This window comes from Arenibacter echinorum, from assembly GCF_003259375.1.
Taxonomy (GTDB): domain Bacteria; phylum Bacteroidota; class Bacteroidia; order Flavobacteriales; family Flavobacteriaceae; genus Arenibacter; species Arenibacter echinorum.
Window position 1 is genome coordinate 166,092 of record NZ_QLLN01000007.1, and the last position, 11,915, is coordinate 178,006.

At 37.9% G+C, this 11,915-nt stretch carries 9 protein-coding genes; 5 read left to right on the forward strand and 4 right to left on the reverse strand.

Annotated elements, in window-relative coordinates:
* The first annotated feature begins 90 nt into the window (after positions 1 to 90).
* The 5 genes from LV92_RS17855 to LV92_RS17875 all read left to right on the forward strand — a co-directional run bounded on the left by LV92_RS17855 (position 91) and on the right by LV92_RS17875 (position 3,919).
* Complete coding sequence (locus LV92_RS17855) at positions 91 to 894, forward strand: helix-turn-helix domain-containing protein (RefSeq protein WP_111624963.1); 804 nt, start codon at positions 91 to 93, stop codon at positions 892 to 894.
* Positions 895 to 981: 87 nt separating this feature from the next.
* A complete protein-coding gene (locus tag LV92_RS17860) occupies positions 982 to 1,527 on the forward strand; it encodes a cupin domain-containing protein (RefSeq protein WP_111624964.1) in 546 nt (181 codons plus the stop codon).
* A gap of 498 nt (positions 1,528 to 2,025) precedes the next feature.
* Complete coding sequence (locus LV92_RS17865) at positions 2,026 to 2,667, forward strand: VTT domain-containing protein (RefSeq protein WP_111624965.1); 642 nt, start codon at positions 2,026 to 2,028, stop codon at positions 2,665 to 2,667.
* Positions 2,668 to 2,682: 15 nt separating this feature from the next.
* A complete protein-coding gene (locus LV92_RS17870) occupies positions 2,683 to 3,138 on the forward strand; it encodes an SRPBCC family protein (RefSeq protein ID WP_111624966.1) in 456 nt (151 codons plus the stop codon).
* A 157-nt stretch (positions 3,139 to 3,295) separates the two neighbouring features.
* On the forward strand, positions 3,296 to 3,919 hold the full coding sequence (locus tag LV92_RS17875; RefSeq protein WP_111624967.1) for a gamma-glutamylcyclotransferase family protein: 624 nt from the start codon (positions 3,296 to 3,298) through the stop codon (positions 3,917 to 3,919).
* A gap of 785 nt (positions 3,920 to 4,704) precedes the next feature.
* On the opposite strand, the gene LV92_RS17880 is transcribed toward LV92_RS17875, so the two are convergent.
* The 4 genes from LV92_RS17880 to LV92_RS17895 all read right to left on the reverse strand — a co-directional run bounded on the left by LV92_RS17880 (position 4,705) and on the right by LV92_RS17895 (position 11,815).
* Positions 4,705 to 5,925: a hypothetical protein gene (locus LV92_RS17880; RefSeq protein WP_111624968.1), complete on the reverse strand. Its 1,221-nt coding sequence runs from the start codon at positions 5,923 to 5,925 to the stop codon at positions 4,705 to 4,707.
* Positions 5,926 to 6,073: 148 nt separating this feature from the next.
* Positions 6,074 to 6,736, reverse strand: coding sequence for an ABC transporter ATP-binding protein (locus LV92_RS17885; RefSeq protein WP_111624969.1), 663 nt, complete (start codon positions 6,734 to 6,736; stop codon positions 6,074 to 6,076).
* A 52-nt stretch (positions 6,737 to 6,788) separates the two neighbouring features.
* Positions 6,789 to 9,206 carry an ABC transporter permease gene (locus LV92_RS17890; protein WP_111624970.1) on the reverse strand — a complete coding sequence of 806 codons (2,418 nt, stop codon included), beginning with the start codon at positions 9,204 to 9,206 and terminating at the stop codon, positions 6,789 to 6,791.
* 125 nt (positions 9,207 to 9,331) lie between these two features.
* Positions 9,332 to 11,815: an ABC transporter permease gene (locus LV92_RS17895; protein ID WP_111624971.1), complete on the reverse strand. Its 2,484-nt coding sequence runs from the start codon at positions 11,813 to 11,815 to the stop codon at positions 9,332 to 9,334.
* Between the last annotated feature and the right edge of the window lie 100 nt (positions 11,816 to 11,915).

The following is an 11,915-nucleotide window of genomic DNA, read 5'->3' on the forward strand; positions in this document are numbered from 1 at the left end:
AAAGATTTTGCATATTTATATATGAATTTTTTTAATTGGAAAATCTGTTACCGATAATAATTCCATATAAAATGGCCAACAGCCCACTTTATGAATCCAGAAGCCATAAAAATATCGCGAATAACGAATAAGACCGTTTCAGAAAAGGAGGGAGAATATTATTCCGTTTTTTGGATTCAGAACGGAGTAAAATCTCTTGAAATAGACAAAGTTTCATACAATAATGTTTCTAATTCTATTTTCTTTCTTCACCCTAGTATAAATTGGAAAATTTCAACGGAAAATAGCACCACATCTTCCGGATATATCCTGTACTTGTCTAAAGAAACAATGGATAATCCCTTATTGAGCAAACTACATATAAATGAAATAAGACTTTTTACCACAGAGGAAATTCCCAAAATAAATTTATCCCCTGGTATTGAAAAAAGAATTCAGTCTATTTTGGAAATGCTGGATGAACTGATAGGCTCGGAACTGAACCATAAGGACGATGCCATTATTTCCCTCTTGAATACCATTTTTGTCTATTGTGATGGTCAGTGCAATATTAAATCCGTTATTTCGGAAAACGATGCAAAAAAGGCAATCGTCTATAAATTCAAAAAACTGGTGGACCAGTGGTTCTCAAAGTACCACAAAGTAAGCGATTATGCTGATTTGCTCAATGTTTCCGACAACTATTTAAATGAATGTATAAAAGAAACCATTGGGGTAAATGCCAAGGCGGTAATAACCGAAAAAAGAATAATGACATCGAGGCACGCTTTAAAATTTACCGACAAGACCATAAAAGAAATCTGTTTTGAAATGGGATTTTCCTCCCCTGATTATTTCAGCTATTTCTTTAAAAAACACACTGGGGTCACTCCATCTATGCTCCGAGAGAACTAAAACCCGTAAAATCTAAGGATTTACCCAGTTTTTCGCATTCCCTTGCGCTACCTAATATTGTAAGTTGCTATAACTAAAAACAATATTATGGACAGGAAAAAATTTTTAAAGGCAACAGGAGTAGGATTGGGATTTGCCTTGGTCCCCGGATTGGTACAATGTCAATCATCAACTGCAGATGGCGACTATTTCGATAAATTGGAACCCAAGGTCATTAGGGATGAAGAAGGAAATGTTTTAAATGTTATAGGGGATATACAAACACATAAACTGATTGGTAGCGAAACTGGAAACCAGATTGTGGAATGGGTAGACAATGTAGAACCGGGGGTAGGTATACCTCCACACATCCATACCCGTGAAGATGAAATATTTAGGGTCATCAAAGGTCAGGTAGAAATAATGGTGGATGGAGCCACCACAATTTTAAATGAAGGCGACGTGGCCTTTGCCCCAAAAAACATCCCGCATTCCTGGACGGTTGTGGGCACGGAAAAGGCCAAAATGATTACCTCTGCTTTCCCTGCAGGGATAGAACATATGTTCACTGAATTATCTCAACTACCACCTGGACCCCCAGACTTTCCAATGGTAGTGGAGATCTGTGCCAAACAAGGTATTACGTTTGTATAATATCAGGAAAAAATAGAACGATGGTCCGACACACTTTTTAAAAAATACAACTGCGAAGGCCTAAAAACCGAATATTCTATTCATTAAAATCGTAGTCACGCAGGCCAAAGCGCGACTACGATTTTTTACTTTTTGCCTACCCTGTCTTTACCAAATATTACGCCTTTCCAATGTACAGATTATGTGTTGGAATGTCAGTGGAATTAAGAATTCCACATTTAGTCCAAAATAAGTTTGACAAGCAAAAAGTAGCTAAGAAGAACTTCCTCAACCCCACAAAATATTTAATACGTTCCTCAACTTTTCAAGGTAGATATTACGTACATTTAATAAACTATTTTTTACAATGGAAAATTGTACCTTTTACCATGACGCAGATACTACACCAATGTAGCCATGGCATTATTATGGGGATAATTTTACCCCAAGCACATTACTAAATACCACCCTATCACCTTATTTTCAACTGGAGTAAATAAGAGATACAATTCAATTACGATGGACAGGTTAATCGAAATAATATTGCATACGGATGATGCATTATTGACCTTGGTGGCCGATAATGTTTTTAACGCCTATCTTCTACTTTTTTTTATCATCATGCTGGAGACCGGCCTTATATTCTTTCCTTTTCTACCAGGGGACGGCCTTTTATTTTCGGCTGGAGTAGTAGCCGCCTCTACTAATTTAAACATATGGATATTGCTGGTAATACTTATTATAGCCGCCATTATCGGAAACCTTTTAAATTTTACCGCTGGAAAATATTTGGGCGAAAAGTTGGAACGAAGTAATAATTATTTTCTAAAAAATTACTTGATGAAAAACTTGCCCAAAGCGCAGAAATTTTATGACAAACACGGTGGAAGGGCCATAATTATTGGTCGCTTTTTTCCGATAATTAGAACCTATATTCCGTTTTTGGCCGGTATGGTCTATATGGAACGGCGTTTATTTTTAAAGAATACCATTATAGGGGCTATTTTATGGATAAGCCTTTTCTTATTAACAGGTTTTTTTGTTGGTGAAATTACTTGGGTCAAAAATAATTATGGACTAATCTTCCTATCCTTAATAATAATTACAACTTTGCCCCTGGTATTTTCATTATTTTTAAGAAGGAAATCAAATTCTAATTAATACAATCAAGTAAGCATGGGATTCTATCAATTTAAAAAAGCACAAGAAATTAATGCCAGTCTGGAAGAAGTATGGGAATTTATTTCTAACCCCTCCAATCTAAAAAAAATAACCCCGGATTATATGGGCTTTGATATCACTTCAAAAGATGTACCATCCAAAATGTACGCAGGAATGATTATAAGTTACAAGGTATCACCCTTGTTCGGAATTAAAACCACCTGGGTAACCGAAATTACCCACTTAAAGGAAAATAGTTATTTTGTGGACGAACAAAGGGTTGGACCATACAAGATATGGCATCATCAGCATATGATACAGCCCACGGAAAAGGGGACCTTAATGACAGATATTGTAAGCTACCAACCACCTTTGGGACTCTTGGGGAGTATTGCCAATACTCTTATTATAAAGGGAAAGCTTAACGAAATATTTGATTATAGGACCAAGGTTTTGGATGAAATATTTTAAAAAGTATATATCAATTATTTGGTGAATTAAGCTAAATTTGGGGTGTTCTGTCATCATAGTATCTGACAAAGAAATCCTAGTCAAGATGCCATGAAATGGATCTTATTCATTATAAATTTTGATTTTCTTAAGTATCACTATTTTAGGATGTAAGCAAATGAATGAAAAATCCACTATAAAAATCCAAGAAGGCAAAGTAGGAATGATCGGATACGGTATGTTATCTTCTTTGGAGAGCCTTGAGGAAATTCTAGGAAGAAAATATGAAGATTCTATCTATTGGATACATCTTAGCGGCATGCAGCGTGCTTGGAATTTTGTAGCCCCCAATAACGATCCAAATTTTCCTGCAGAATATATAAACTATGAATCCTTTTATCTAAAAAATAATAGCGCCATACCTTACGAAAAGTCTATTTTTTTAAATATCATAGAGAATAAGGATATACGATTAAACTGTATATTGTATTTCTTAACTCATGAGGAATTGGAATTGTTTGATCAATTTGAATTAGGGTATACAAGAATTGATGTCACCGATCGTATCGAAGAACACAGTTTTGAAAACGGTAAAGTCTATGCTTACAAGGCACTGCCAGCATATGAGTACGATGCCATTAATGACGAGGACATAAGCATCATTGAACAACGTTATTTAGATTTGGTATTGGCATCCTATGATAATATGGGAAAGGAACACAAACTGGAATATGAACAATCCACATTACCCCATAACCCCAATTTGGTGGCACCTGTAATACATAAGAAGGTAAGGGAATAGTTTAAGTATAATTGCACAACAAATGCGCTAAACAGATAATTAATTTCTTTTTTCCTAAAATAATAACCCCCTATGAAGTAGTCCTCAAAGGGGGTTTGTTCATCTTCTTTATGAACCAAATGAAACTGAATTAACAGGATACTTTCAAATTAACCAGCCGGCATCATTTACGCTTTCTAGTCTGCTTGGCTTCCAATTTTTGCTTAATTTTCTCCTGCTTTTTTGTCTTTAAATCCACTTTTGGGGCTTTTAATGTTTTACCTCTAGCCATGATGATAATATTTTAAATATTTATTAATTATTAAAATTTAACACGGTAATCCTAAAAAAGTAAACCTTAACAAGCGAGTCTATACCAAATGCAAGAGCACATGGCAAATATTTATTATTTTTAAATGAGTGAGGTCTATAGGATTATGTTAGCACACTCGCGGGTGCTCAAAAATTCGGGAAGATAATTTTCGATTTTCGTATGGAAAAATTGGAAGGATAAACCTTGGCAAAAAAGCGCAAGAAGGTTACATCCTTGGGCTCTGGCCCAAGTGTATATTTGGTTCTTGAATTAAATAATCTGCTTCTCATAATGAACAGAAAACATAGTTTTATTCAACAATATCAATACAGATATTAAGTATATTGATTCCATTCCAAACATACACAATATAAGTCGCACTTTCAAATTTCAAAACCCGCACAAACTTTTTCAACCATGGCATCCTCGTTTCAAAAGTTCAAATAATACAATTCTAGAGGGTGGCGTTAAACAATGTAGTATGGCGAATATACTATTGGGAAGTAACGGCACTTTTCTGTAAAAAGGCCCTGAGTACAAAGTGCACCGACATAATCAAAAGCATTACAAATAAATACTCGTTAAAAAAATTATCCTTGGATGGAAAACTGGGTACATACAACCTAAACGCAATCGCATAACTTATTAAGGACAAAAGCAGTAATAACATACTATATCTCCAATCTCTAAAGCAATCCAAATACAAGTTGGGCCTTATTAAAGGCCTTAATTCCTTTCCAAACAATTGCCCGGCCAAAGGCCATAAAAAAATAAGTGGCAAGGCAAACAATCTGGCTTCCCTGGCCAAGGTAGCAACCATTACAATAGGTGTATTAATTACCACGGCGAGTAAAAAAGCCTGAACGTACTTTTTTTCCAATGCAGAAAATATCTTGGACTTATGGCTCATATAAAGAAAATATAGGCCGGGACCTAAAACCAAGAAAAAGGAGACTATTGATTCTAGAGAACTGGCATAAGTGCCAAAATTCTGAAAATAACAGCTTAGCCTGTTGGCAGCCACTTCGGACGTTTCTTTCCAAATACCGGTAGCCCACAAGAATATTCCTAAATAAATAACATATAAGGGCATAGGAGCAAAAAGCAGTAGCAATTTTCTTTTAATCCCGAAATTCCACATATTCTTGGACTTTAAACTAAAACCTGAAAAAATAATGGCCAATCCGGGCAAAAGAAATAAAGTACTTTCCCTTGCAATAATTGCCAACAAAAATAAGGGGACATAATACAGCCACTTTTCACGGATCAAAGCCAATATACCTAGCATGATCAAACAATACTGTAGCGGCTCATCATAACTGAATACCGGAGGAAAAAAGGCAAAAATTATTGAAAAGGTCAAAAAATAGGCCACTTGGTTAAAAATAGCCTGACCTTTTGTAGCATTAAGCTTTAAGGAGATGATATATATCAATATCCCACTGACAAACAATAATAATAGATTAACAAGCACAAAAGATTCTCCCAAGGTTACCCCAAAAGTACCGGACGAACCTTCGATCAACAAAGACGTTAATGGGCGCCTAGCAAAGGGTGCAAATTCCTGATGATATCTAATTTGGGAAGCCAAAAAAACATGGGATAGTTTGGTATTGTTTTCATTCAGCATACTGTCCGACACCGGCAGCATATGAATAGCATAGATTAGCAGCACAAACAGAAAACTAATAAAATACTGCAAATAGTTTTTCATATTATACGCCCCAATGGAATGCCTAAAAGTAAACAAAACATTAATTGGTTCCTATAAAGCCATTTGTTAGTTCCAAGGAAGGAAAAGTCAATCCATTCTCCCCATTATTTTCATTGGTCAATTCTCATGAAATTTCGGATGTTATCCTCTATATTTTTCTACCGTCCAACAGATTTATGATTCGCGAACCGTAGGTAGCATTTTTTTCTGAGTGTGTTACCTGAATTATAGTTACACCTTCACTATTCAATTGCTTAAAAAGTTCCATGATCTCCTCCCCTTGTTTAGAGTTTAAATTCCCTGTAGGTTCATCGGCCAAAATAAGTTTTGGAGATGAGATCAACGCCCTTGCAATCCCCACCAATTGTTGTTGTCCACCACTTAATTGTGCCGGAAACAAATCTTTCTTTCCAACTATATTAAATCGGTCCAAAGTATCCGCCACCAAGGATTTACGTTCAGAGCTGCCTACTTTTTTATAAAGTAATGGCATTTCCAGATTTTCCTGAACGGTAAGGTCGTCCAACAAGTGGTAGGATTGAAAAACAAAGCCTATATATTGTTTGTACAAATTGGCACGGTGTTTTTCTTTTAGGGTATGAACAGGCTCATCCAAAAAGCTGTATTCCCCTTCATCAAAATTATCCAACATCCCAATAACATTCAGCAAGGTGGATTTCCCAGAACCGGAGGGCCCCATCACCGAAATAAATTCCCCTTCTTCCACACTAAGATTAATATCCTTTAACAGGAAGACACGTTGTCCTCCCGAGTTTACCCATTTAAATATGTTGTTAAGTTTTAGTAGCATAATGTATTTTATTTAGTTGATGTCTCCCCCCTTAACCCCTGCTCTGTATTGTTCACTCCGTCCGTAAACTTTTTAAGGGTTTGGTCAGCGCAGCCCCAATGGACTGATAACTAATTGTCACCACGGCAATAATCAAAGCTATTCCGCCAGCGACAAAGAATATTTCCCATCCAATATTAATTTTATAGGCAAAATCCTCCAACCATCGGTTCATCATATACCATCCTATGGGTATCGCTATAAGTATAGCCAAAAGAATCAATTTTAGAAAATCCAGGGTCAATAGTTTATAGATACTTTCAAAAGGAGCCCCCAAAACCAATCGAATACTAATTTCCTTTTTGCGTTGTTCCACCATAAAGGCAGAAAGGGCAAACAAACCTAAACAGGCCACTAGAATTGCGAACATAGCAAAGCTGTTGAATATTTTCCCCATGCGCTCCACATCTTCGTGCATTTGGCTAAATTTTTGATCCAAAAAGGAATAAGCAAAGGTTTGGTTGGGCACATTTCTATTCCAAATAGCTTCAATGGAAGCCAGGGACTCCCCAATATTGCCCGACTTGAGCTTTACTGAAATAGCACCACTATCATTATTGGCAATCACCAGGCTAAGCGGGGCTATATCTTCTTTCAAGGATTTAAAATGAAAGTCCTTTACGACCCCTACAATCGCCCAATCCATTCCGTTATTTATATGTTTTCCAATGGGATTATCATAACCAAGTTCATGGGCCATTTGATCGTTGATTATCATGGAATTAATAGAGTCAGAGGCAAATTCCCGTGAAAAATCACGGCCCTCCTTGACTTTAATTCCCAAAGTTTTTATATAATCATAATCCACGCGCCAAATCTGTGCAGGAACCCCACGATCTTCGATGCCCTCCCCCGTCTTTTTAAAGGTATTTCCGTTTCTTTTGGCGCCATCTATCGGCAAATAATCGCTTATTGTTACTGTTTGTACCTGCGGAAGCTGTAAGAGTTGTTCCTTAAAACTCTCCGATTTGTTTCCTAGGATATTGGCCCCATCCAAAATAACAACCTGCTCCTTGTTATAACCCAATTCTTTGTGCTGTATATAATCCATCTGCTTGTAAATGATCAGTGTCCCTATAATCAGGATTACCGATGTGGCAAACTGAAACACTACCAGCCCACTCCTCAGCTTTCCGCTTTTACTACCAACACTTAGGCTCCCTTTCAGCACACTTACAGGTCTAAAGGCAGAGAGATAAAATGCAGGGTACATTCCCGCCAAGATTCCGATAAACAGCGCAGAAGCTACCATAAGCGGTACAAACCACCACACCTCCCAGGGAAATAAAATAGATTTTGCTGCAATGGAATTAAAGGCAGGCAACAAGGCCCAGGCCAGCATAAGCCCCAACATAAAAGAGATTATACTGAAGAACACCGATTCGGTAAGAAATTGCGCAACCAAATTACTCTTAAACGCTCCCACTGTTTTGCGTAAACCAACTTCTTTGGCCCTATTGGCCGATTTGGCGGTAGAAAGGTTGATGAAATTGATACAGGCCAGCAATAAAACAAACCCTGCAATGGCTCCAAAGAGCCAAACAAAACGAATATCTCCATGTTTTAGACCATCACCCATTGCAAGATCCGATCTTAAATGAATATCCCCTATAGGCTGTAATTTATATTCTATCGTCTTCAGAATTTCAATAAAATCCGGAGCACGGCCACGAGCCATTTGGGCGGGGATTACATAATTTTCCATAATAGAAAACATTTTTTTCTCCAAGGCTGGAATATCCGTATTCTCATCCACTAAAACATATGTAAAATAGTTCTGGTTGGTCCAACTCATGTTGGTATCCTCTATAGGTAACAGAAAATTAAACTTTAGATGGGAATTCTTGGGGAAATCTGGCATTACCCCGGTAATGGTATAGGGCTTTGAGGTATTATTGTCCAAAACAATGGTCTTGCCCAAGGCCTCCCCATGAGGGAAATATTTATCTGACTTGGATTTGGAAATCACGATATTCCCGGGTTGTAACAAGGCCTCGTTGGTGTTTCCCTGTTCCAAGGAAATCTCAAGAATTTCAAGGATGTTCTGATTGGCAAATACAAATCCGTCCTCAAAATTGTTCTGGGATTCACCCGCCAATCGCAAGCCACGTTTCCCAGCCCCAAAGAGCTCGCTCATATTTATTTTCCCTGCCTTTTCTATCTCTGGAAAATCGGATTGTAGGGCATCTGCAAAAGGCAATTGAAAATGAACACTTTTTCTTAGCTCACCATCCATTACACCTTGTAAAACAACCCTATAAATACGATCCTTATTTTTGTATTGTTGGTCATAGCTGAGTTCGTCATTAATGAATAATGCAATCAACAGACAAGCTGCAATGCCCATGGCAAAGCCCCCAACCTTTATAAAGGTAAAGAGCTTATCACCTTTAATACTTCGCCAAGCGATTTTTAGATAATTTTTATACATGATTGTAGATTTTGACCTCCCCCTAACCCCCTCCAAGAGAGGGGGAATCGGTTCGGTCTTTTAATTTATCTTTTCACGTTGTTTTCCTATGTATGCGCCACCCTTTGTGGGAAATAGTATTCACTTTATTCGTTTCTCAATGATTCCGCTGGGTTAACCATGGCCGTTTTAAATGATTGTGAGAGGATGGACAATGCCGCTACCACAAGAACTACCAATAGGGGTACTGCGAACATCCAAATACTCAAATCGATTTTAAAGGCATATTTTTCCAACCATTTTTTAGTGACAAAATAGATGATGGGTAAGGCTATTGCCCCTGATAGTAGGACCAGGCTCAGTAGTTTTATTGGAATTATGGCCAAGGCTTGTGCCACAGTGGCACCCATAACTTTTCGTACACTTATCTCCTGGGTCTTTTGCATGGCCATGTGCGACCCCAGGCCAAACAGTCCCAAGGCCGCTATAAATATGGCCAATAGGGAAAACACCAAACAAATAATTCCAAATTTAGATTCGGCCTGATACTGCCGATTAAAGTAATCATCCATAAAAAAGGAGTTGTACAAATCGTTCGGGAAAAACTCTTTGAACTTGGCCTCTATTTGGGCCGTTGTTTCAGAAATATTACCCGCTACAATATTTACGGTCATAAACGAGGCAGTATAGCCCTCGATATGCATGAAGACTATAGGGTCGTACCCTTTTTGTAGGGATTGTTGATGATGGTCCTCTACCACCCCGATAATTTCGGTTGTTCGATCGATAGGACCAAACTTGAATATCATCTTTTTGTTAATAGCCGCTCCAGGGTCCGAAAAACCCAATATTTTTGCTGCAGAACGATTGATTAGGACCCGATGTCCGGATGGAACCGGACCCTCCCTTGTATACAATGAGCTGGCATCTTCCTTAACAAAATCCCTTCCTGCCAAGAGATCAATGTCATAGGTTTTTATAAAATCTTGATCTATGATTGCGAAATTGGCACTGACCCCCAACTCTCTTGGTTTATGAACCTGCCGTATGGTATTCCCCTGAACAATTGGTTTACCGGGTATTTCATCGGACAAGGCAACCCTGTTTATCCTCGGGTTTTGGATCAGTTCCCGTTTAAAAGATTCTACTTTCCGTTGCGTGGTGGTATCGGCATACGTAGGTGCTGCAAAGACAAGATTTTGTTCAGCATTGAAGCCAAGGTCCTGGTTCTGCATGTATGAGAATTGGTTATAAACAATGTAGGTTCCCGCAATTAAAGCAATTGAAATGGCAAATTGGGAAACTACCAAAGTCTTTTGTAGCGTATTCCCTTTGGTGGTTTTATGAAACTTTCCCCGAAGAACTTCAATAGGTACAAAACCCGACAATACGAAAGCGGGGTAAAGGCCTGCTAAAACTCCCCCGATAAGAAATATACCTATCATGGCCCACCAGACTTGCCATTCACCCCACATTCCAAAGCTTAAAACCTCTATTCCGACCAATGAATTAAAAGAGGGAATCAACAAATTAATAAATACAAATGCTATGATAACTGCAAAAAAATTAATGAGGAGCGATTCAAATAGAAATTGATGTATAAGCACTGATCTAGGGGCGCCAACCACCTTTTTGATCCCTACTTCTTTGGCTCTCTCCATCGATTTGGCAGTAGATAGGTTGATGAAATTAATCATGGCAATGGCTATGATAAAACCCGCTACGATCAATAAAAAGTACAAAGTACCTTCGCTGTTATTGGCAGAAATCTCTTTTAATAAATGAGATTTTAAATGAATGTCCTTAACTGGTTGTAATGCCATTTTTGCTTCAAAACCGTGCTCAATCATAATATCCCCCAAATATTTTTTTACGAATTCCGGAAACTTGGCTTCAACGGTCTTCTGACTTGTTCCCGGTTTTAGTTTAATGTAATTGTAAAATTCCGGCCATACCCAACTGTTGGCATGATCGCCATTTGGGCCGAAGATGTTATAGGAAACAATCATACCCATAGGTAAGTGCGTATTGTCCGGCCGTTCTTTAAAGACACCGGTTACCTTCAATTTAAAATTATCATTGACCTCTATCATTTTTTCAATAGGTTCTTCATTCCCGAAAAAGCGATGGGCTATTTTCTCGCTCAGTATGACGGAGATAGGTTCATTGAGTGCTGTAGTGGCATCACCTTGAATGAATTGTAAATCGAAAAGATCGATAATCGAATTATCGGCAAAATAAATATGATCATCATTGGCATCAGATTTTATTTCGTCACCAAAGGTATTGGTATATGAAATATTCATGGTACCAGAAAACGCCATCGGCTTATCGGCGATACGCGTATAACTTTCAACTTCCGGAAAATCCGATAGCATGGCCCGGCCCGTCATAGGGTGATTTGTCGCTGAAGTAACAAAACCATTGTCGCCCAAGTTTGTAGTAAGGGTAACCCTATACAGGTCATCAACATCAGGAATAAAGGTATCATAGCTTTTTTCGAATGTGATGTATTGTGTCAACAGGATAAATGCCGTTATTCCAATTGATAGCCCTAAGACATTGATGCCAGTAAACAGTTTGTTCCTTAAAAAGAATCGTAAGGCAATTTTTAGATGATTTTTTAGCATGATTCCTGTTTTTAGTCCTCCCTCTAGTCCCGCCGTAGACGGGGAAACAGTTCGGTTTTTGATTTAACTTTTAATGTCTTCGTATCAATTGCACATCATT